The organism is Sphingobacterium sp. UBA7625, assembly GCF_002484085.1.
Lineage (GTDB): Bacteria > Bacteroidota > Bacteroidia > Sphingobacteriales > Sphingobacteriaceae > Sphingobacterium > Sphingobacterium athyrii.
Genome location: NZ_DLJD01000059.1, coordinates 64754 through 89302 on the forward strand (window position 1 = coordinate 64754; position 24549 = coordinate 89302).

The window sequence follows — 24549 nt, forward strand, 5'->3', positions numbered from 1 at the left end:
CGGAAATGCCCTCACATGTCCTCTTGGCATTTTTTGGTACATTTGATTATATTTGAAAGAACCGATTGCCAACACAGATTATGTCTTATCCTATTTTTTTAGTTTGGCTGATCCTGCAGTTTAGCGTAGTAGTTTGCCATGGTCAATATTATTTCAAGCACTATCAGACACAGGATGGACTTCCTCACCATGCTGTTCGCTCGATCTTACAGGATAGCAAAGGCTTTATGTGGGTAGGCACACGTGCTGGCCTATGCAGATTTGATGGCTATAATTTTAAGCTTTGTGAGAATAAAAATGATCCTTTTAATAACATCGGCAATAACGTAATCAATACCTTGACAGAAGGGAAGTCCGGGATACTATGGGTCGGTACAGGAAAAGGGATGTACCATTACGATACCGTTCGTGACCTGATCTCGCCAGTTGAGCTGATCCCCCGGGTGTATATCGAACAGGTGATTGCCAATGGTGATGAACTCTGGTTTATTGCCAATTCCTCGCTATGGCGATATAGCATAAAAAAAAGAAAGGTCACAAACTATCAGATGCAGACTACCGCCTTATTTCTGGATAGTGCTAAAAATCTGTGGACGGGAAATAAACAGGGAGAAATGCATATTTTCGATTCTCAAGGGACACCTCTAAAAACCATGAAAACGGTGAACGCGATCAAGCAGTCGAATATCAACACCATAAGCGCTATTTTTCCGCTTGATGATTCCGGCGTGCTCATTGGTTGCTTTGGGGCTGGACTCAAACACTATGATCTGGATAAACGAACGACAACGAAAATTTCACTTAACGGAAAGGACGACAGCGATCTATTTGTTAGGGATATCTGTAAGGGAAATAATGGAGAATATTGGATCGCAACCGAATCGGGCGTGTATATCTATAATCCCGATACCAAAAGCTGTCGGCATCTTGCCAAGCGTGCCGATGACCCTTATGCCCTGACGGATAATGCAGTTTATAAAATTTGCAAAGATAAAAGTGGCGGGCTCTGGCTGGCCACATTCTTTGGTGGACTCAACTATTGCTCCCTTGAAAATGCGCGTTTCAGGAAATTCTACCCCATTGCAGGACAAAACTCGATATCCGGATATGCTGTTCGTGAGATTGTTCCTGACCACCGGGGTAATCTATGGATCGGAACTGAAGATGCAGGTCTCAATAAGTATGATACCCAGAGGCAACTTTTTATGCGCTATCCAATGACCGGTAAACAAGCGCTGTCCTATCCCAATATCCATGGTCTGCTCGCTGCCGGAGATCACCTTCTTGTAGGTCCTTTTCATCGGGGCTTGGAAATTATGGATATCCGAAATGGGCTAATTGCTCAGCAGCACAGGTCTGTCGGCCAACCCGCCGAATCTGGTAACGACTTTGTTCTGAGTGTCTTTCAGACAAGTGATAGCACGATATTAGTCGGTACGGCTTATGACGAAAATGCCGGACTGTTCAGCTATGACCTCAAGAGAAAAACTTTTGATCGTATCAACTATATTCCTGATCGGCCTTATGTGCTGACCATCCGCGAGGATAGAAAAGGGTATATCTGGGTGGGCACTATGTCGAATGGTGTCTATTACTATCACCCAAAGTCAGGCGTACAGGGAAATATTCGATTCGGGAGCTCGGTTAAAACAGGTCGCATCACCGAATTTCCGGTATACGGTATCCATGAAGATAGCCAGGGGGCAATCTGGTTTGCCACAGAAGGGGGCGGCCTGATCCGTTTAGCCCAAGATCGAACAACAACAAAAAGATATGATACATCTACGGGATTTCCAACCAATGTGTATTTTAGTTTGCTCGAAGATGATTTTCAGCACCTTTGGATAAGTTCCTTGAAGGGGCTTTTGTGCCTGGATATCAAAACCGGAACTTTTAAAAATTATCAGCAAGCCAATGGATTGATCACCGATCAGTTTAATTTTAGTTCGGCCTACAAAGACCGCACGGGCATCTTGTACTTTGGATCAGTAAAAGGGATGATCGCCTTTGACCCCAAAGATTTTTTAAAAACAGGACCGCCCCCGCCTTTATTTATTACAGGCATTGAGATAGACAATAAAGCGGTCCATCCCCGAGTAGATAACAGCCCGATTAAACGCGCTGTAGTTTACCTCGACAGTATCTGTTTAGATTATAACCAAAATAATTTTAGTATCGAATTTGCCGCGCTCAATTATGCATCTCCAGAGGTCACCAGATATGAATATATACTGGAAGGATTGGCCCAGAAACGAACAATTCTTGCTAGCAATAGAAAGGCTTACTTTACTGATATCCAGCCCGGAGAATATATTTTCACTGTTAGGGCCAAAAGCAATACAGGGAGCTGGTCAAGTATTGAACGCAGGCTTGTCATTATCATAAACCCGCCATTCTGGAGAACATTTTCCGCCTATTGCCTATATACGTTATTGGTTCTTTTGTTTCTGGCGCTGATCTGTTTTTATTACCATCGATGGACACTTCGAAAAAACGCAGTAAAGCTCATGCGCTTTGAGCGTGAAAAGGAACGAGAAATCTACGCTGCTAAAATAGAGTTTTTTACGCATATTACCCATGAAATACAAACCCCGTTGACGCTGATCCTGGGACGCGTACAGCGCATGCTACGAAAGTTCACTGATAGTGATACAGTCAGAAAAAACTTATTCCAGGTGGAGAAAAATGCATTAAGACTGACCGAACTGACAGCAGAACTTTTGGATTTTCGAAAAACAGAATTACATCAGTTTGGGCTCAACTTTGTAAAAACGAATATAGTTGACTTATTAAAGGAATTGGTCTCCTCCTTTGAACAGATGGCGGACCAAAAAAATATCCTATTGAGCTGTACATACCCCAAGGATGATGTCATCGCCTTTGTCGACCGGGAAGCTACGATCAAAATATTGAGCAATCTGCTCTCAAACGCTATAAAATATGGCCTCACATACGTGGATGTGAAGCTGGCAGATCCTGATACGGAAAACAATAGATTTAGCGTCCGGGTTGAAAATGATAGCCGGCCCATTCCTGAAAAATTTGCAAAAAAGATTTTTGAGCCTTTTTTTAGGATCGACAACAGCTCTGGTTTTGGAACCGGGATCGGCCTTTCGCTCGCAAAGTCACTCAGCGAGCTGCATAACGGTACACTACTGCTTGTCGAAAACGGGGGTAAGATCGTAGTATTTGAATTGGTTCTGCCACTACGGCAGGATAGGGAGTTTGAACTCAGCAGTTGGAAAAAAATAAATTGATTATGAGACAACACATACTTATTATAGACGACAATCTTGAAATTCTAGAGTTCCTGTCCGAAGAATTGGACGAAAATTACCATACACACACCGCCGAAAATGGTGAAAGTGCAAAACAGATCCTGGATAATGAAATTATAGATCTGGTGATCTCGGATATTATGATGCCCGGAATCGATGGTTTTGAACTCTGTAAATTCATCAAATCTAATCTGAACTATTGCCATATACCGGTACTATTGCTTACCTCCAAAAACAGCTATGCCGCACATATTGAAGGACTTGAAGTCGGCGCCGATGCTTACGTACAAAAACCTTTTCCTTTGGAACTTTTACTGTTGCAGGTGGACAATCTGCTAAAAAACAGGGTGAATATAAAAACACACTTTGCGCATGCACCTTTTGAAGATGTACGTATGCTGGCGCCCTCAAAACTGGATGCCGAGTTTTTACAAAAACTGGATGCTTATATCAAAAAAAACTTTAAATATCCCGAACTTGGCATAGATCAGCTTGCTGAACATATGTTAATGAGTCGACCAACATTTTATCGCAAAATAAAGCAGCTCTCCGCGCTTTCGCCCAAGGAGCTTGTCGATAAAATACGCTTAAAGAAAGCGACCGAGTTAATGGCTCAAAATGAATTTAGCCTACAGCAGATCGCTACGATGGTAGGCTATAGTTCACAAAGTATTTTTAATAAAAACTTCCACAAATATTATAAGGTATCTCCGTCGACTTATCTTAAATCAATGCCCAAGGCCTAAATTGACGGGCTGATTTGAGCGTAAAAAAATAGGCATAAGCCGGCAACCCTGCTTATGCCTTTACGAAATTAACCGATATATATGATCAGGCTATTTTTAAAATGGTGATCGCTACATGCAAGCTAGCCACTATTGCGGAATATACCCACTTCAGCCAGCCCGGGCTGTTGTTGGTTGTCGTAACCTGATTTGGGTACGAGTTTAAAATACCGGAATTGCTTGGTTTGCCTCAGGTCGATAAACTGTCTTAGGAGATTGACATCACTCAACGAAAAGGTGCCCAGATTTTCCCAGTTTTGATTGTCGTTGCCGACATGGATCTCCAGTTCCCTGATCTTTCTGTCGCCGTCTTTCTGATGGATCACAAAACCGTCTACCGATTGAACGGATCCGATGTCGATGGTTATGTAATGGTCGGGATACTGCGTGGGATTGACTGAATAGCGTGTTATCCAGATGGAATTGACATTGTCATCGATCACTGCGGCAGCCAATCGGTTATTATTCGGCTCCTCGGAACTAAAACCAGCGACAGTCCAACCGCTCTTGTTATAGATTTTTCGCCATTTTTCTCCCGATGGACGCCTTTGTTTGAGTGCAGCATTGGATGGTAGTCCAAAATTGGGTGATCCATCTACATGCCACGAAAATTGCTGAATATAGGGACGACGTATGGCATTGCCATCGTTGGCCACACTGCGTGCGTGATAAATCATCCAGTCTTCCTTTCCGTCAGGAGATTTAAAAAATCCGTTGTGACCGGGACCATAAATGCTACTTTCGGGTCTCATGGAAAATACGGGATGGTTGCGTTTGGTCCAATCTGTTGCCTGTAGTGGATCTCCGCCTTCTTTTAAAGAGAGCAGGCCGAGGCAATAACCGTCAGACCAGTAGCCGCTGCCAGAATAAACGATGTAGACTTTACCCTGGGGATTGATCAAAACCTGAGGGCCTTCGTTGATCGGATTTCCGTTTTTCTCCCAGGAATAGGTCGGGGAGGTAATCATGACCTTTGGTCCGGAGATGGTCCATGGATTGCTCATGGGAGCAATATAGATATTTTGGGGTGGAGCGCCGGCATCGCCTCCTGACCAGATCATATACATTTTTGCGCCGTGCCGAAAAATGGTACCGTCAATGGCCCATTCATTTGTACTGTCAGAAATTTTGCCTTTCATCTCCCAGTTGCCCTCTACGGGGGTAGCAGAAGAATTTTCAAGTACATACATCCTGTGGTTAGCATTACTGCCATTATCTGCAGCAAAATAGAAGTACCATTTGCCATTTATTTCATGCAGTTCCGGCGCCCATAAATTCTTTGAAAAGGGCTGATCTGCCGGAGGTATGTAGACTTCATATCTACGAGCGGAAGCGAGTTCGGACATGCTCTTGGTTTCGAGGATCACAAGCTTGCTGCCCTGGGTATAGGTATAATAATAAGTATCGTCTTTTTGTATTACCCAGGGATCAGGACCACCAGACAGCAGCGGATTGGAGAAGGTGCTGTCCACAACTACGGTATCGTCCGTAGAATGGTCTATCGGCTCCTCACTACTTTGCGGGATGGGATCGAAATCGCTTACGTGTTTGGTCTTTTGACAAGCAGATACCCATAACATGCTGCTCATCATAAAGTAAAAGGTCACTGTCATTCTTTTCATGGATGTAGTTGTTTGATTAATTTTTTGTTATTGCTGAGCCTCAAATCTCATGTTACCATTGTATTGCCTGGTCTTCATCGGGAATTAGGGTATTGCGGGAGCGCTCCATGGTCATGCTTCCTTCGGCACGGTAGCGTATGGGTACACCGGGCATGGTGGTGATATCGTCATATTTGTATTTTAGATAGACCGTGCAATATTGTTTGACCAAATATTTTTTGGTGGCGTCTGCGATCTCCCGTAGCTGATAGGTCGGCTGCCCAAGCATCTCAAAGTTGATGGACTTGTCAGCAGCGTATACATGTAATGTGCCTGATTTTATTCCGTTAACATCCTCCGAAGGTTCCATAAATTCCATGATGATCTTGTAACGCCCCCGGTCTTCTGACTTCTCTTCCAAAACGCCGGCATAAAAAAACACCGCTTTTTCGTCTACCACCCAGGATGTCCGCACGCTGGATACAAGTGGGTTTTTAGTCTGCCCGTCGGCATATACATTCATCGATGTGGCTGAATAATTGCCCGAATAATTATTAAACGGTTTGACGTAAAGTAAGGCCTTGCGCCATCCCTTGCGATTATTGGTCACATAGGTAGGGTCTTCCTGAATCGACAACGGAAGCACATAGCGCTCGACCAGATCAAGGTTGTCAAACTTAAATCTGATCGGATAATTTTCAGTATGTGCTCCTTTCGGAATCAGACAGCTTTCATTGGGCAGCGCAAAAAACTGCCTGGGAAGCTGTTTAAAATACAAATCTTTACGGTATTGATATTTTTCCTGATTAAAAGTTGCCAGGGTATCACTATCCACATCCACCTTGACGTAGATGTCTTTGTCGTTTTCCCTGGAGCCGCTGAGAATAATTGGCAATTTATAGGTGACTTCGCCGGTCTTGTTATAGCGCAGATAGACCTCGGACACACCCTCACTTCCGATCGGTGCTTTAAAAGATACCATTTGTGTATAGAGTTCTTCTTCCCACTCATCATTACATCCAGTTTGAAACAGGGCCAACGCCATTGTTAAAATATAGATATGAAGCTTTTTCATCTGTTGTTTATTTCTAATGCTTAAAAGATAATGCAATACGTATTGCGGTGTTTTCTGTTAATTTTCTCAAAATTGTAGCATCAATCGAAAGAAGGCCATCCCGGCGCTTGTGTCATGCGTCTATTTTTGCGGAGCTCATCCCAGTCTACGGGCCAGAAATACATTTTTTTAGAAAATATTGTCTGGAGTTGCGGTACGCGCACAGGTGTATAAAATAGATCTGCATTGTCTTTGGTCATATACACGTTGTAGCCGTAGATCTGCTCCGCCTCGTCTACAGGAGCATCTTTCCATCTGCGCAAATCGTAGTACCGCTGATTTTCGCCCAGCAATTCGATTTGTCGTTCACTTTTTATTTTACGGCGTAATGCTGTCCGGTCGGTATATATGGTTGTTTCATAATTGGGGACGCCCGCCCGTATACGGACCATACCGATACTGTTTTTCATCTGATCTATATTTCTACTGATCTGGTGGGTGGTCTTGCCGTCCCAGCTTGCGATCATATAAGAACCGTTGATCTCATTGAGTGCTTCAGCATACATGAGCAGCAGATCGGCATAGCGTATGGCAATCTCCACCTTGGGGTATATCTTGCCGCCATTGCCCGTAGCATTATCTTTTGGGTTGACAAATTTCATCATACCAATTCCAGTGGGTAGCCAGCGGTCACCATTGATCATGCCCTCATTTTCGCCCCGATAGTAAAAGATCTGTTTGTTGGTGACATTGGACAGGTTGGAGGTAGCGCTAGACATAGTCCACAGTGCGCCACTAAAAGCCACTGAGGCGTAAAATCGCGGTTCACGATGGGCAAAATCCTTCCAGGCGTTTTCCATGAGTGGTTTGAACTGATCAAGTTCGGCCTTTTGAACAAACATATTTGCCCCATATTTCTGACGGATTTCTTGCCTGTTAAATACTGTTCCGTCATTCATGGCATAGGCATCACACTGTTTTAAGGTAATGCCATGGCAGTTATATCCACCGCCCACCTGCGGCATCTGGTGTCTGGTCAGTGCGATAATGCCATGGTTCTCATCGGTTTGATTTTCTCCTCTGGTAAAGATCATTTCTGGATTTTCGGCAGCATATAGGTCACCGTTAAATACGGCACGATAGGATTCGAAAGGGTCGATATTCGCCCATCCCTCCGGAAAGTTCTTTTCGGAGTATTCAGGATGATGAGGAGGGGCGATGGTGGCGGGATAGTCTGCTGTGCCTTTGACTTTAAAATCGGCGGTGTATAGCTTGTAGGTATTTAAATCGATCACATCTTTGGTCGCAGCAGCTGCACGTGCCCATTTTTCTTCGTTGTATTGTGCCGAAATCAGCATTCGGCCTTTATCGTCAGTAAAGTCGCTCATCTCGGCGTTACCGTTGGCAAGGGGGCTTGCAGCATATAATAATGCTTTGGCGCGTGTTGCCAATGCCGCTCCACGGGTCGGACGGGCGATATTGCGGTTGTCACGTTTCAAAGGTAGATCTTGCGCTGCCAGGGCCATTTCTTCGGCAATAAAGGTGGCTACTTCATCGTAGGTGTTGCGCGGGTAGGCAAGTTTGTCGTAGCTTTCGTCGTAGTCTACACCTTTGTCCGGCATAATCGGTACTGGACCATATTTGCGTAGGAGCAGCCAATAAAGGTAGGCGCGGATAAAGCGTGCCTGCGCCTTGTAATCTGCTACCTGTTTGGGCGTGAAAGCTCCGCCTTCGGCCATGCTATGGATCATGACTGAGGCCTGGCGGATTCCGCCATAGGACTGTGCCCACGATTGGCGCTGCCAGGTATAATCGTACTCCCCAAATTTAAATCGCCGGTACTCATCGCCGTTGCCTCCTCCGGATTCATTATAGAACATATCGTCCGAGTAATTGGAGATGGTATAATTTCGGTGGCCCATTTCGAGGTTGTAATCCAATAGTTTGTTGTAACAGTTTCCTAGCCATTGCTCGGTATAATCCTTGCTTTTAAAAATGCGTTCTTCACTTTGTCGGTCATCAAAAAAATGTTCGACATCCAGGTATTTGGAGCAGGAGCTAATGGATAGGCATACACTGGCACTGATCAGTAGGGGTGTGAATAGGTGTATTTTCTTCATGATTGCTATCGTTAGAGGTTGATGGTAAGTCCGAGGGTGATTGTTTTGGCCAGTGGGTAGGCCTGGCCATTGGAGCTATTCATCTCGGGATCCCATAATTTAAATTTGGAGAAGGTCAGCAAGTTCGTGCCCATGGCATATAGGCGTGCCGATTTGACGCCAACTCTTTTTGTGAATCCATTGGGTATGGCATAGCCTATATCCAGGGTTTTGAGCCGCAGGTACGAACTCTCCCTAAGCCAATAGGTTGAAGCGCGGTAGTTATTTGCGCTGCCCCCATAACTGAGCCTTGGATATTGGGCATTTACATCTTCGTTGACTCCGAGTATCCAGCGGTTGGATTCGACCACATCGGTCAGAATATTTCCCCAGTCCCCCTGACTGAATGGGTATACCGTGTAACCATTGATAAAGAAGGAAGATTTTCCGGCACCTTGAAAATGCACGCTCGCATCAAAAGACTTGTAATTTGCTGATATGCCAAAGCCATAGATCAGGTTGGGGTAACGTGTAGCGCCGATCGGTACGATATCGGTATCGTCAATCTTACCGTCACCATTAATATCCTTGTATTTGATATCCCCGGGTGCTGTGCGTCCAAAACTTTGGGTGGCGCTGCTACGGATATCTTCATAGTCTTTAAATAGTCCCAAGGCAATAAGCCCTTTATTCTGATTAACCCGAAACCCCGAAAGGGTGGTGTAGGGATAGTTGCTAAACTGATCATCGGCTTCCAGGATCTTGTTTTTACTGTACGTCATTGTGCCACGTGCAGTTAAACTGAGCTGATTGATTTTTTGGGTAAACCGCATCTGTCCATCAAAGCCTTTGGAGAGGGTAGATCCCACGTTGGCCCGGGGATCCTGCCCCTGTAGGCCTACCACAAAAGGAATATATTTACGTTCCATGTATATTCCGTCGCGCTGTTCATGAAAGTAGTCAAGCTGTCCGCCAAATTTGTCATTGAAAAAAGAAAAGTCGAGCCCGAGGTCGTGTTTGGTGGCAATTTCCCAAGTAATGGAGTTGGAGGCTATACGCGAATAAGTGAGTCCAGGGTAGAGATTTTTGCTTTCGATATCGCCCCAATTGTAGCCGAGATTTTCATCGGTGCTGAAAGAAGCTAGATACGGGAAGCGTACGGGCATGGCGTCATTGCCTACCTTACCAAAGGAATATCTGATCTTGAACATGTTCATCCAGGTAAGCTGTTCTTTGATGAATTTTTCTTCCGCTATGTTCCACGCGGCGGAAACTGCCGGAAAGAGATCAAACTGATGGCCTTTGGCAAAATTCTCTGACCCATTGTATCCGAAATTGAAGTCGAAGAAGTAACGTGATTGATAACCGTAGGTAAACCGGCCTGCAAGTCGCTGATTTCGGCGTTCTATGCCTTGCATGATATCTTCACCATAATTGGAGGTATTGACGCGCTTTTCCTGGGTATACTGTATTACTCCACCTAGGCTATGGTCTTTGATGCGTTTGTTGTAATGCAGTTCACCTTGCATCGTTTCAAAGCGGTCACCAGTGGCATTGGAACGCTGGGTCAGCAGCTGCTCGGTAATTGTTCGCTTGAGTACAAGATCGCCATCTGAGTTGCGTAGCCGTTCAGCCATCCAGCCTTCTGGCCATTTCATTCTGCGGATATTATTGTTGTTGTTAATGTCATATCCAAAACGTCCTACAAAACGTAATCCTTTGGTCAGCACATCGAGGTTTTGCTCCAATGTGACATTGGTCTGCAGTTTGTTTTCCCAGTTTTCGATATATCCCTGCTGTGTGATCAGTACCCATGGATTCTGCTTCTCGGCCCCTCCTCTGGAGGCAACACGGCCATCGCTATATTTAATGGGGATAGAAATCGGATTCTGGCCCATAAGCGAAGCCCAGATTTCATCATAGGTGCCGCCGGGGAGATTTTGCTTGCCCAGCGACCCGCTGATACCCACTCTCAACAATGTGGATTTGGTGAGGTTCATATCAATATTGGCGCGGTAATTCCATCTTTTATAATTGGCATTGGTATTATAATTCTTGAGGTTCTCGTCGGTTTCGTACATCCCGCCTTCATTGATGTAACTTCCGGATACAAAGTAGCGAGCCAGTGAGCCTCCGCCGTCGAAGTTGAGCGAGCTACGTTGTGTAAAGGCACCGTCCTTTAAAAACATATCCATCCAGTTGATGTCGGGATAAAGATCGGGATCGAGTCGATTTTTTATGAGAAAGAGCTCCTCGGGGGTGTAAAAGGGTTCTTCGTTGCGGGTGATGCGTGATTCGTTCATGAGGCTTGCATAGGTGTGTCCATCAACATACCGGGGCGTAAATGTTCGTGTATTGTAGGAGGTCTCATGTTTGCCATTGATGCTCACACGATCTGTTTTTCCTTTCTTTGTCGTGATCAACACAACACCGTTGGCGCCCCGTGAACCATAGATAGCGGTCGTGGAGGCATCTTTAAGGATGGAAAATGATTCGATATCTTCAATACTGATCTCATTCAGGCTACGTTCGAATCCGTCGACGAGGATGAGTGCGGAAGTGCCTGCGCCAAATGTGGAAATACCACGTATCCAAAATTCGGACATGTTGCTTCCGGGCTGACCGCTGGACTGCATAGCCATTACACCCGCAACATTGCCCGCCAGGGCGTTGGTGATACTTGAGGTCGGTGTCTTTAGCTGGGAGAGATCAACCGTGGTGACAGCACCCGTTACCGTGGCTTTCTTTTGTGGTCCAAGCGCTGTGATAATGACCTCGTCCATGGCTCTATGGTCTGCCTCCTTTAGGATAACGTCTATTTTTAGATCGTCTTTTATCAGTACTTCCTGTTTTTCGTAACCGAGCATAGCAAACACCAGCCATTGGTATTTTGATGCTTTAATCGTATAGTTTCCTTTGTTGTCAGAGGCTGTTCCCAGTCCCGGTTGGTCTTTTATGGTTACCGTGACCCCGCTCAGCGGTTCCTTTGCCTTGTTGATCACACTTCCTGTAATTGTTACCGGTACACGCGAACCGTTCTGTGCATAGTTGAGCGTAACGGTCATCAAAGCCAGTAGGAGAATTAGAATTCTTTTTTTCATCGGTTTATTATTGGTCAATATGGCCCTTCGGACGCTATCTTTTGATCACAGCGTTTTAAGGGATCTTTATGTATGCTTCTGAATTGCTTTATTCAATAGATATGGTCCGTATGCGTTTATTGTTGCGCTCGGCGATATAAAATATCTTCCGTTGTTCATCATAGGCAATTCCGGTCGGATCAGCAAACCGGGCTTCCTTGCGCGGGTCGCCGTCAATGTAGCCGCTTTTACTGCCATCCGGCGTGGGGCTGCCCTTGCCTGCAAACGTGCTCACCACACCTGTGGGGGCTAACGTACGGATACTCTGGTTGTACTGGTCGCAAAAGTAAAAATCATATTCGTCGGCCTGGCCTGCATAGTTGGGGTTCTTGACAAATACACCTTGATAAGCGCGCTCAATTCTGGCGGAGGTGCCGATGGCATCGACGTCGCCTTTGGCCGTCGGGCTGCCGGCAAAGATAATGGGAGGTTGCAGTTCCCGGGTCGTCCAGTCATATAGGCTCTTGTAAATACATCCGTAGGAAACGATGTAGGCGTAATTGCCTGTTGGATGAAAAAAGATCAGCGAACTGTTATTGGTGTTGCCGCCGATCTTAAACAGTTCCTTGGGTCCGAGCTCATTAAGGAATGGATCAAACACAGCCTTTTTGATGGCGATACCTGCATAGCCATTGTAGAACATATTGTTGTGAATGGGGTGTGGGGCGCAAGAGTAGGCCGCAGGATCATACAGATAAGGGTGTACCCGGCGATAGTTTTCGGAGCGAAGGGAGTAGGCGATCGCGACCTTGGTTCTGGCAGTCAGATTCTGGTTGTCGTCAGTGAGGAATAAGGTATCTGTATTTGCACTTAATGTCGTGGTCTGCATTTTTGTAAATCCGGCCTGTCCGTTGGTAATGAGTGTCGAGACTGTTTTCGTTTCCAGGTCTACCCGGCGCACCGCCCTGTCCAATTCGGTGACGAAGAGCGCATTGCTTTCAGGCTCGTAGGTGATATAGGCTGGATAGGCAAATCTTGCCTCATCAAAATTACCATCTATAATGGATGAATTGCCGTTTTCATCCACATTCCCGGCGAGAGTGCCTACGGCGGTACTTTTGGCATACTGGAATTCATCGGGGAAAATGTGTTCCACCGATTCTCCGGAGCTACGGCTGATCACAACTTTTACTTTTCCCGAACTGGTGTACCGCGGGATCATGCAGTAGATCTGTTTGCCGTTTGATCCGACAACTTTGAGTTCCTGTTCGCCGATAAAGACTTTAATTTTGTTGACATCGTTGCCAAAATTACTTCCTTCGATATACAGCCTAGTGCGCACCGCCCCTTTTTTTGGGGCAAAGTCGTTAAAAAGGACCGGGCCGGCAGGGGCATCGGCCGTGGTTTCGCTGGCACCGTCTTTTTCCTTACAAGAATAAAAAAGGATACCGAAAATCACAGCTATGCTGAGGTGTATGAAGTTCTTTCTACACTTTTTCATTATAAATTTTGGTTAAATAGGTGAAATAAGATCTGTGTTGTATGGTTTCTGGCAAGGGCTAATTATCCCGGCCGCTTGCCAGGAGGACGTTGACACACCAGAGGTAGGGCGCCTGCCCATGAAAGTCACCGGTATGGCGCGGACGATCATAATAATATTGCTTGTCATTCTTTTTATTGGTACCAACGCAGACATCGGATACCGTTCCCTCGGCGCTTACTTTGTCAACGAGTGCAGGCCATGCCTTTTCTATGGCTTTTTTGTAATCTTTTCCAAGCCAGCCTTGCTTTACCCCGTTGATGAAGGCGTAGGTAAACATCGCTGAACCGGAAGTCTCGGCCCAAAAATCTTTTTCGTCGATCAGCTGGTTCCACAATCCATTGGACTGTTGATACTGCTTGAGGCTTTTCATCATCTTGAGGTATCCGGTCATGATCCGTGGATAATCCTGATGGGATTTGGGGAGATTTAATAACAGCTCGGTCATTCCGGCGGCCATCCATCCATTGCCCCGGCTCCAGTAGAAGGGTACATCCGGGGCATGATAGAAAAGGCCGTTCGGGCGTTGCAATTCATCCAGGTAGCGTACCATTTCTTTGGCTGCGCGATCCAAATATTTGATATCTCGACTTACTTTGTAGGCTTGGGTCTGCACGATCGTAATCATGTACATGTCGTCGATCCATAACCTTGTCTGCCAAGAGTATCCTTTCGTGGCCCAATCTTTTTCCTGCTGTGTGGCATCTGCCGGTACTTGCCATTGGCTGTCCGCATAGCGCATTCCCAGATCTTTGTAATCGGATCTAGGATGATGTTGGTAAAACGCAAGAGGCAAGCTTCCAAACATGTTTAAATCGACGTGATTCATCGGAGGAAGGAATTGTTTCTCTGTGGAAAGCAACTTTTCAAATTTTTGTTGCACTTGCTCAAGTAACTGTTCATCTTTGCTGATAGCGGCAAACTTAAGGGCGCCAGCCCAATAAAATGTTTCGGGGTAACTTATCCATTTTCCGGCATGGAGCGCATGCTTTGCATGGACAAATCGGGCAGCGATTCTTTTACCGATCAGATGAGGGCTATAGTTTCCTTCGAATTTAAATTGATCAGATTGCTTTTGCGCATAAGCCGACGGAACACTTGTCCATACGATCAGGCAATATAGGAGGATGTTCGTAAGGCGGGAAAAATTGCTTTCTTTTGGTAAAAAGAAGCTGAAAAGTTGAGCGATGATGTTCATAATTTAATTCGGTTAAATTCTGACGATCTTCAAACTACGCGAAGTATAGGTTTGATTTTCTTGAAATTCGCGTACCCATTAAGCCGGAATAAAAAGTAATCGTGAATTTGGGTTTATAACTTGGTTTTATCTAATACTGCTAATTTCGGGTTATGTACAATATTAATTCATTCATTCTTTTGTTGATTTGTCTCAGATTTTTTTTAATCTGTTTTCCAACGCGGTAAGATATGCCAAACAGAGCGAGCAGAATTATTTTGCGATCTATAGTGAAAAGACAAGTAAAAATATAGTAATTATTTAGAAGATAATGGAATACCGAAGGCAGAGGTAGGGGATAGGTCTCTAATTGGAGAGAAATAATCTGTATTTCTTGCTATTGGGTGTTGATCGGAAGAAAATATGGCTGATTTTTGGTAAAATAAAAAAGGTTTTCAAGCTGGGAGAATGAAAACCTTTCAATAACCAATTATAAACCTAATAAGGTGTTGTAAATATCGTTATTTTTGTTTTATTTTTCAATTTTTTGTTAAAAAAAATACCATTTATTATTTTTTTACTATTTTATTGATGTCTAATAAGTTTTAATTGAATTTTTTTTCTTGTTTTTATTGCTTTTGTTCTGTTATTTCTTTTGTTTTTAATGAATAATAGTGTTTCTAGTATGGGTAACTGCTGTTTTTTTGATTAAGTCTTGTTTTCTTATTCCTCTAATTGCTACTTTTTTTTAAAATATGTTATTAAACTTTTTCTATTGCGAACTTGTTGATAAGATATATGAAAATATGATGTGATCTAATTGTGTCAAAAACTGTATTAAGGCCTATTTATACTGTCTGTTGTCAGTCAGGTGACCCGGAAGGTCGTTGGGAAGCAGGAAATCGCTGTACCAATAGCAGCACTGAGACGAGAAGGTTGCCCGGCTCCCGCTGCTTATAACAAAGGTATCTAACACTTATTTGCCCCTATGGCGCCTTCTCGTATCGAAAGCGGCATAGGGCTACAAAAAGTAAGGTTTATTTGATCTTAACCAGCTCGACACGGCGGTTTTTTGCTTTGTTTTCTTCGGAGTCGTTGGCTACAAGCGGTCGCTCGGCCCCGTAACCTTTGGCTGATAAGCGCGATTTGTCTATTTTTTGCCCTACTAAAGCAGTCATCACCGCATGCGCTCTATCATCAGATAGTTTTTTATTATGTGCCGCGTCACCTGTATTGTCCGTATGCCCTTCAATGGCGATTTTAAGGGTGGGATCATTTTTTAGCGCTTCAGCAATCTGAATAACCAGATCAGTACCCGCTGTGGTTATGCTGGACTTATCGGTATCAAACGTGATGTAAACAATTGATTTTCCGGATTCCGATAGATCCTTGCTGATGTCGTCTGCCGTGATTTTTTGGATGGTTTGTTTAAAGTTGTTTTCCTGTAGTATATTCAGCTTGGCACCAGCATTATTTGCCGTATATTGAATAAAGATATTGCCCTGATTTTTACTACGGATGACGTATACACGGATCTGTTCATCCGCATAGCCAATATCGCCCTCATCACCTTTATAGGGGTCTTGTTTATGGTACCGTTCGTATTCTTCGCCCGTGATGGTGCCATCGAAAACTTTAACAGCACCTATTGATGCTAAGTAATCTTCCATACTCTTTTCAAAATAGCGTTGTGAAAACTGCGTACCCTGTTCATTGGTAATATTTGCTTTATATAACCTTCCCTCGTAGGGTTTCATGACGCCATTAATAGCGAAATAGCAAACATCAAAGTCCTTATTGATGGGCTGGTTCATCTCCTTATAGCCTTTTGGTGGGGTAAAAAAGGGAAATACACCGATATCTGCATCCGAATAGGGGATGCTCGCAAGGTCAAGCGTTGCCGATGTGTCAATTTTAGCAGGCTCCTCCGTCGCTGATGTATCTTGCGGAACGGAAGGCGCTGCGGTTTCTTTTGGTTTTTGATTACAGGAAACCATAACTGCTGCAAGTGTAAATAATAATGCTGTTCTTTTCATGATCTGTTCTTTTCTTTTTTTGCAATGACAAATTTTGTGCCTAAAGGATAATTAACAGGCTGATTTATTATATAGCAAAGCATGCTGTAGTCGTGACCGCTCACCTTTATTAAAAAATATTTCCCAATGGAAATGGCTCTTTCTTTTGATCTTGACTTGAATATTTGTATGTTCTTACCTGTAACGCGGCATCTTCAAGATATTACGCAACTCCTCCTCCGTGTAGCGCTTATTGCCACTATGGAGCAATTTGAATCCACAGACAAGCCGCAGTCCATTCATCGAAAAAAAACGAAGTTCATATACATCCCTGGAGTAACCGGTGAGCTCCATCAGTTTGCTGCGTGGCATTCCCTGTGGATAACCATGTTCGATGCTTTTGGATTTATAGAGTTCAGCAAGCTGCTTTTTGCTGAGCCTGCAACGCTCTCGCGTACTATGAGCCGGCTTTTGACCAAAAGATTCAATAAAACGATTTAAGCGTTGACCGGTTTTCCAGACCATCGCACCCGATGTGACACCCATTTTGGCTTCCAGTTCTTTTGTCGTCGGTGCCCTGCCGAGTTCTTTGGCGAGACTGAGGTAATAGTCTCTGATGCTAAATTTGGTAATGGGTATTTTAGTTCCGGCGAGATAACATAGGTTGTTCCAGCCAAATTTTTCCTTCAGGTACCAAACCGAGGGATAATTTTCAGGCTTTAGCCGTTTGTAGTCTTTATAATATTTGATACGGTGCTTTTTGATCAGTTTGATCACTTTCTCTTTGGCTTCATCTGCCGTCATCGTGGTAACCCGAAAGTGAGACTTTAACTTGACGTACTCCAGTACATCGGCCCAGCTGTTGACATGCAGATGCCGGTAATAGGATAAGGGATTGTAGAGCCCATTTTTCCTTGTGCAATCTGATATATTCGGCGATCGCCCATGTTTAAGGTAAAATTTGACCAGTGAATTTTTTAGCTTTCCAATGGAAGGAATTCTACGGTCATTGGGCGCAAATCCCGCTGCCGCAATAAACTTGTTCCAAGACCCAAAATAGTTATTTATAGTGGATGATTGTGCAGAAAATTCCCTGCGCATGGGAATTCGGCCGTTCATTTCATAAAAATCGCTTACCAGAGCCAATAGTTTGGCTGTTATCTCTTCTTTTGTTCTGGTATTAGGCTTTAATCCCGCCGCAAGGATAAATTTGTTCCAGGCGCCAAAATATCGGCGTGCGATCGTATTAATGTCTTCCATCTCCCGCCGGACCGGAGTTCGGCCATGTTTGGCGTGAAATTCACGCACTTTAGAAAATGCATGGGCAATAATATCTTCCTGTGTTTGTTTCAAATTATTTCTCCTCCTTCCTATACGATGATACTATTGCCGAGCCAATTGTAACCATAAATTTCTTTTGACTTAACCTTTTGTTAAAATCACAGAAGTCATGGAAATCGATTGATAATGCTGTGCATATTTTGAGAACCGATTCCAGTGTAATAGGAATACTGCCTATCTGGTAACCCTTTAATGATCGAATATTAATGCCCGTCATATGGGCTAACTCCTGTATAGGAAGTTTTGTGAAGCGCAAAATCTCATCGATACGACCTGATACCGACTTAGAAAGTTCGTTTTTTTTAGCTGTTTTTACCATGCTAATATGCTTGACTTAGGTTTACTATAAAACAAGATAAAATGACTGTTAATATAAAGGTAATAATTTTTCTTTAATTTTACGCGCCGTATAGTGCCTCGCTTGCTATTGCTTACTTTGAAAGTAAGAAAGGGGTACGCACAAGGCTGTGGTACCCCAGGTATTAAGGGAAAAAAGGGACAAGATTAATTTTGACGTTTGATACTGATGTTCAGGTAACGGTTGTTGTCAAAACCACTCAGGGCATTGACGATAACGACACCATATTTTTCGTCCGGAGTCTTAAAATAAAATAGGCTTCCCACCTTCAGGTCTTCTAATTTGAGGTTAGCTGTCTTACGCGAGATCGCATTCGTTTTTATGGCTTCACCTGAGGTCAATGTATTTAAAAATGCACTGGTCTGATTGTTTTGGATGCCCGAAAAATAGGTTGCGCGGCCTTTACCTGCAAGGTCGGTAAAATCAAAGGCACCAAATGGAATGGGACTAGCCTGAAGCGAATAGATGTTGTATTTAAAGGTGAGACTTCCATTGGGTTCCACGGTGTACGTCCGGTACATACCTAGATCTATTTTCTCCGGATGTAGTTTGGCCTCGGCATAGGTATAGGTTTTACCTTCCATTAGGTCGATAAAGCAGGCGCTGCTCCGGTTTACGCTATCAGGCATATAGAGCACGCGGTTGTTGAGATGAACGTAATCGGACAGTACATTGTAGGTAACGGAGGTAGAGCCATCCCCCATAAACACTCCTTCTCTGTCAACGGCCATAATCCGGAAGGTGCTTTCGCCGACTTTATCGGCTCGGATCTTATATACATAGCGAAAACTTCTTTTTTCTGTTTCCCCTAATGGTATTTTTAGGGCAGCGGCACCGGCTCCATTATAAAAGATCCAGACCTGGTGCATATCTTTGGATTTGGAGCTGATGGTAAAATCAACGAAGATGGAGTCGCCTACGGCAACATCCTTATAGGTACCGATATTGTGTTCGTTTTCCATATGAAGCGTGACGGATACATCTTCAAATAGATTGAAAATATTGTCGCCTTCACGTTTACACGAAAGTAATGTGCCCAATAGGAGCACAACGAATATATAGTTTGCTTTCATCTGTAAATAATGAGGTATAATAGCTGTTAAAGAGGAACGATTCATAACTAATCATTTAAAGGGTCAAATGTACCGCCCTCGTAACCGATAGTCTGCTCCAACAAAGGGGAGGAGTTCATAAAGGTATTGGGAAGGGGATAGAAATAGTAATAGTCACGGAAGGCAAAGGCCCCATTGGAACTCTCTGCACGCAGGTTGTAAGGATATTTAAAATAGGTCAGTACCGTATCGCGGTTGTTCATATCCAGACTTTCCCGATGGCGGATACCGGCCGCGTTTACCGATTCGAGATACGTTTTTGCTGCCCCAGATTTTGCTTCAAATAAATAAGTCTGAATAGTCCCCTGCAAGGTATGCATACGCCGTGTCCGCCGTAGGTCGTGATAGCGTTTGCCTTCAAAGGCAAATTCAATCTGCCGCTCGTTCATTATAAGATCGCGCATCTGCTCTTTGTTGGATGCCAGCGATAAGCCATAGTCAAAGTTTCCCTGTGCTATTCCGGCGCGCTGGCGGATGCTGCGGACAAGTTCCTTCGCAAGGGAGAGGTTGCCCGTTTCATTGGCTGATTCAGCATAATTCAACATTACCTCAGCAAAACGGATTTCGATCCAGTCCATGCCATTGCCGCCCATATCGTTGGCAATCCCAACAGCTGCAGACGAAAGTGCCGGATTGACAAATTTTTTACAATAAAAAGATTTAATGGAGAATTCATCTTCGGCATTACTGTAATTCCATTGTTTTCTTCCAGTCTTACCACTTAAAGGCCATTCGGCACCGTTATAGACAATGGTATGTTTAAATCTGGGATCGCGGTTTTTCCAAAACAGTGCGTCGTCATAACTTGTATTGCTGCTGTTGGCCGGTGTTCCGTCTTGCATGGCGTAAGCGCCTAGCAATAGGGTCGTAGGGACATAATAATCTGCTGGTGACCCGCCCTCGGATCCAGGACGCGAAGCGCGCTCTACAATGGTGAACCGCTTTGGTGATGTCGCTGAATAGGAACGGACAATCACGGCCTCGGTATTCGCAATGCCTTCTTTTAGAAAGATCTCGTTATAATTGGGCAACAGGGCCCGGCCGTCGGCTTTGCACAGGTCGTAAGCCTCTTTGCTGGCCTGCAGGGCTGTTTCCCAACGTTGTGCCTCATGGGGGTGCGTGGGGTTATCCGTAGGATTGAACTGTGGACTTGCCCAGTACAATAGTGCTTTGGCTTTCAGTGCTGCCGCCGCGGCTTTTGTTATTTTTCCGCGACCTGTGGCGTCGTCCCATACCACACCATCGAGATTGACCATGGCCGAATCCAGATCGTTTACGATCTGCCCAAAGCAAGCCTTTGCCGAAGCTCGGCCCTCCAGTTTCAGGTTATCGGGATTTTGAGGTTCAAGAACCAATGGTACACCGCCGTACAGCCGGGTGAGCTCAAAATAAACCATAGCACGTAGCGCATAAAACTGGCCTAAAAATTTTTTCTTTACATCAGTCGTAAGCGTGCCTGTTGGGATATACGCAATGGCATTGTTGCAACGGGCGATGTCAAAATAGCGGTTGTCACCGACATTGGTTCCCTGATATTTGCTTGCAATGTATTTGACATCATTGAGCATAATTTCACCACTTAATCCCAATACTTTTTTGCTAGGGCCATTGGTTCCCGAGAAATAGTTTTCGTCACTGGCATAGTGCATCTGCATGTCATTGGTGGTGATCTCATGGGGATGGGTCGGCATAATCATGGCATAAGTGCCCGCCAGATAAAATTCTATTGCGCCTTCGTTGTCCCAGATACGGGCGTCAAGACCTCCGTGATCGACCAGTTCAAAAAAATCATCTTTACAGCTTTGGGTCATAAGGACGGTACTGGATGCCATCAGTAGGGCTATGATATAATTAAAATGTCTTTTCATGTCTTTGTATATTAAATGCCAAAGTTTAAACCAAAGGATATCGTCCGGATGGTCGGATAGTTATATAAGGATGAGGAATAGGGATCTCGGTGTTTAAAGGGGGCTACGATCGTCCATAAGTTATTGCCGGATAGCATCAGCTTGAGTGAACGTACATTGATCTTATCGGTAAAATTTTTGGGTACACTCCAGTTAAACACCATATTGTTGATCCGGATCGTCGTCCCGTCCTTCGCCCAGAATGTCGAATTCCATTTTCTCATCATGGCTGCATCATCGTAACGGGGGAATCTGCCATCGGGATTATCCAATGACCAATGGTCTTCCCAGAAGCTGGGTACATTGACTTTATCGGTAGGGGCAGTCATGGCCTGTGATTCATAAAATGCTTTGCCGCCAAAAACTGCTCGGAGGTTGGTGTTCAATGAAAAAGATTTATAGGCTAAACCAATGGTAACACCCGTAGAGAAAATAGGCGATGTATTCTCAAACATGGTGGTGAGATCTTTCTCGGTAATTTTTCCGTCGCCATTGGTATCTTCGTATACTGTCCAGCCGACCTGTGGCACTTTACCATCGATGGTATAGTTGGGGTTTTTAGCCAGAAAATTATCCACATCCTGCTGTGTACGCAGCATATCCACATAGATCAGTCCATAATTGCCGGTATTGTATTTGCGGGAGTCGGTACCCATTTCGACCTTCCAGTCGGGATAGGAGAAATCATAGAGCTGGAATTTGTTGAAAAACATCTGTGTGGTATAGCTGCCCGAGTAGCCAAAGTTCATGTTGGTGGATAGCTTAAGCCCGTTGGAAAATGTATTTTGGTAACCCAGGGAGAATTCAGTCCCCCAGCCTTTGCGTTTTTGGTAATTTACCACCGGTGCTTTGAATCCGGCATACATGGGGAAATTTTCATCATTCCCTTTGTCAAATACATCGTAAGAATCGCGGAAGTAATACTCGAATCCGAAACTCAATTTATTATCAAACCAACGCGATTCAATACCAAAGTTAAACGTACGGTGTTTTTCCCAGGAGATATCTGGATTTGCAATAATTGTCGGGTTGAGGGATGCCACTGGGGTCTCGCCATAGAGGTAACCAGTATTGACCAGGTCTACACTAAAGCGGTCCTGCCAAAGACGGGCGTTGACGCGATCCTCGCCCACAAGACCGTAGTTGGCCCGCACTTTTAGATAGCTGATATAGTTCAGCTCTTTAAAGAAGTTTTCTTCGCTGACTACCCAGCCTGTCGCGACTGTGGGAAACAAGCCCCAGATATTGCCCTTGGCAAAGCGGGAGGATGCGTCCAGACGGGTGATCACCTCCACGAGGTATTTTTTCTTATAGTCATAATTGAAGCGGCCGAAGACAGATCGTTTTACGGCCTCTTCAATACTTCGGCCATTATTCGTAAAAGTAGATTGGTCGAAAGCCCAATATTCATCCAAATTCAATAGCTGTTGGTTGGTCCAATAGGCCGATAAGCCCTCGGAATTGGATGCCGATTGCTCAGCGCCAAGCATCACAGCCATATTGTGATCGCCAAAGGTATTGGCATATTGTAACACAAGATTACCTTGGTAACTGCTTCCCTTGCCCAGTGACGGAGCAATTTTTGTTTTGTTGCCATCCATACGAAAGGTGCTGTTGACAGTATTGGTATAGAGTAAGTTGTTATTGCCCCTGCGTACAAAGTCGTATAGATCATAGGCTGGAAGGTATTCCTGACCACTGGATGATGTGCCGGAATGTGACACTTGGATACGTGCATTAAAACCTTTCAGTGCTTTTGGGGCATAATTTAGCGAAGCATTGATGCTATAGTTTGAATTGTTTTGCTTTTGATAATAACCTGAATTTATAATGGCCAATGGATTGGTATTACTATTGGCGTTGATGTTGTTAAAGTTGACAGGCAGACCATCGATCTGGATAGGTACCCATTGCGGGGTCGTAATCAGGGTCTGGTAGAAATTCTGGTCGCGGTCATCGGACAGACTATTTTGGCTGTTGGTTTTGGTATTATTGACGTTAAAAGCTACATCTGCCTTCAGTCCATCGATGATTTCGGCATTGAAGCCCGATCGGAATGAATATTTTTGCTGGTTCATGCCAGCATAATTGCCATCTTCTTTTTGGTAACTGCCGCCGGCAAAAAAGGTGACTTTTTCACTCCCTCCGGAAATAGATAGATTATGTCTTTCCATTTTGGAGGATTTCCACAGTTCGTCATACCAGCTTTTGTAGGGATTGGTTTTGAGGTAGGCAAGATCTTCATCCGAAAAGAACGCAGTGGGCTGTGCATTATTCAATGCATAGGTTTCATTCAACAATTTGGCATGCTGATAGGCTGAGAGCATTTTGGGTTTGACGGTGGCATCTGAAATACCAATATAGCCGTTGTAGCTCAATTGGGGCTTGCCGGCTTGTCCTCTCTTGGTCGTGACAAGGATAACTCCCTTTGCGCCCGAAGCTCCATAAATAGCTGCTGAAGCATCTTTTAAGATCGATATATTTTCGACCATAGAAGCGTCTAGGTTTTCAAATACATCCGAAGTAGAGATGATCCCATCAATGACATATAGCGGCTCGTTGGTAACACCCTGTAATTTTGCCTGATCTGAGGCAAAGGCATTCCGGACATTGAGGGTAACGGCGGCACCTGGTCGGCCGGATGATTCGCTGACACCTAAGCCCGCAACACGGTCACGTAGGGCTGCAGCAATATTTGCTGCGGGAATATCCTGGATTTCTTTAGGATCGACCGAAGCCACAGCACCCAGTACTTCACCGCGTTTTTTTGTACCATAACCCACGACGACGACTTCATCAATACTTGTATTGGATTCAAGCCGGATGGTGATGCTTGTTTTTCCGGTCATGTCTATCTCTTGCACTTTATAGCCAATGTAGCTGACAATAATGACTTGATTATCGGCGGGGAGGTTGATATGGAATACGCCATCTTCGCCGGTCTTGACCCCGGCTTTACTGCCTTTGACCAGGATGGTCGCACCATGGACCGGTTTCCCCTCGGGATCTAATACACGTCCGGTTATACCCGCAAATTTTGTGGTCAATAAAATAGGCCTTTCGGTTAAGCTGTGGGGATAAAGCGAGATGGGGGCGAGCGCCATCAAAGGACAAAGCAATTTAATACTACTTTTCAGTAGTGTTCTCGTGAAAAATTGGTAATTCATACAGTTCAATTGTTTAATAATTGGTGTTTCAAGAA

General features: G+C 44.5%; 14 protein-coding genes. 2 read left to right on the top strand and 12 right to left on the bottom strand.

Going from position 1 to position 24549, the window contains the following annotated elements; translation table 11 throughout:
- Nucleotides 1-80: 80 nt before the first annotated feature.
- Both B4G94_RS25590 and B4G94_RS25595 read left to right on the top strand, forming a co-directional pair.
- Nucleotides 81-3257 (top strand): ligand-binding sensor domain-containing protein, encoded by a 3177-nt coding sequence (locus B4G94_RS25590; RefSeq protein ID WP_286862961.1) that lies wholly within the window; start codon nt 81-83, stop codon nt 3255-3257.
- 2 nt (nt 3258-3259) lie between these two features.
- The gene (locus tag B4G94_RS25595) at nt 3260-4024 is read left to right on the top strand and encodes a response regulator transcription factor (protein WP_165305341.1); all 765 of its coding nucleotides are present in this window, start codon (nt 3260-3262) and stop codon (nt 4022-4024) included.
- A gap of 122 nt (nt 4025-4146) precedes the next feature.
- On the opposite strand, the gene B4G94_RS25600 is transcribed toward B4G94_RS25595, so the two are convergent.
- The 12 genes from B4G94_RS25600 to B4G94_RS25650 all read right to left on the bottom strand — a co-directional run bounded on the left by B4G94_RS25600 (nt 4147) and on the right by B4G94_RS25650 (nt 24514).
- Complete coding sequence (locus B4G94_RS25600; RefSeq protein WP_286862962.1) at nt 4147-5685, bottom strand: family 43 glycosylhydrolase; 1539 nt, start codon at nt 5683-5685, stop codon at nt 4147-4149.
- Nucleotides 5686-5737: 52 nt separating this feature from the next.
- Nucleotides 5738-6739 carry a DUF4973 domain-containing protein gene (locus B4G94_RS25605; RefSeq protein WP_286862963.1) on the bottom strand — a complete coding sequence of 334 codons (1002 nt, stop codon included), beginning with the start codon at nt 6737-6739 and terminating at the stop codon, nt 5738-5740.
- Nucleotides 6740-6819: 80 nt separating this feature from the next.
- Nucleotides 6820-8838 (bottom strand): RagB/SusD family nutrient uptake outer membrane protein, encoded by a 2019-nt coding sequence (locus B4G94_RS25610; protein ID WP_286862964.1) that lies wholly within the window; start codon nt 8836-8838, stop codon nt 6820-6822.
- Nucleotides 8839-8849: 11 nt separating this feature from the next.
- Nucleotides 8850-11918, bottom strand: a complete 3069-nt coding sequence (locus B4G94_RS25615; RefSeq protein WP_108635209.1) for a SusC/RagA family TonB-linked outer membrane protein — start codon at nt 11916-11918, stop codon at nt 8850-8852.
- A gap of 88 nt (nt 11919-12006) precedes the next feature.
- Entirely contained in the window at nt 12007-13398 is a 1392-nt protein-coding gene (locus B4G94_RS25620; protein WP_108635208.1) for an IPT/TIG domain-containing protein, read from the bottom strand.
- Between the two features lie 58 nt (nt 13399-13456).
- Nucleotides 13457-14635 carry a glycoside hydrolase family 88/105 protein gene (locus B4G94_RS25625; RefSeq protein WP_286862965.1) on the bottom strand — a complete coding sequence of 393 codons (1179 nt, stop codon included), beginning with the start codon at nt 14633-14635 and terminating at the stop codon, nt 13457-13459.
- Between the two features lie 1016 nt (nt 14636-15651).
- Nucleotides 15652-16650 carry an OmpA family protein gene (locus B4G94_RS25630; protein ID WP_286862966.1) on the bottom strand — a complete coding sequence of 333 codons (999 nt, stop codon included), beginning with the start codon at nt 16648-16650 and terminating at the stop codon, nt 15652-15654.
- Nucleotides 16651-16824: 174 nt separating this feature from the next.
- The gene (locus B4G94_RS25635; RefSeq protein WP_286862967.1) at nt 16825-17982 is read right to left on the bottom strand and encodes a homing endonuclease associated repeat-containing protein; all 1158 of its coding nucleotides are present in this window, start codon (nt 17980-17982) and stop codon (nt 16825-16827) included.
- A gap of 1 nt (nt 17983) precedes the next feature.
- Entirely contained in the window at nt 17984-18289 is a 306-nt protein-coding gene (locus B4G94_RS28180; RefSeq protein ID WP_108635204.1) for a helix-turn-helix domain-containing protein, read from the bottom strand.
- A gap of 185 nt (nt 18290-18474) precedes the next feature.
- Nucleotides 18475-19401, bottom strand: a complete 927-nt coding sequence (locus B4G94_RS25640; RefSeq protein WP_286862968.1) for a hypothetical protein — start codon at nt 19399-19401, stop codon at nt 18475-18477.
- Nucleotides 19402-19448: 47 nt separating this feature from the next.
- Entirely contained in the window at nt 19449-21308 is a 1860-nt protein-coding gene (locus B4G94_RS25645; protein WP_286862969.1) for a RagB/SusD family nutrient uptake outer membrane protein, read from the bottom strand.
- An 11-nt stretch (nt 21309-21319) separates the two neighbouring features.
- Nucleotides 21320-24514, bottom strand: coding sequence for a SusC/RagA family TonB-linked outer membrane protein (locus tag B4G94_RS25650; protein ID WP_286862970.1), 3195 nt, complete (start codon nt 24512-24514; stop codon nt 21320-21322).
- Nucleotides 24515-24549 lie beyond the last annotated feature (35 nt).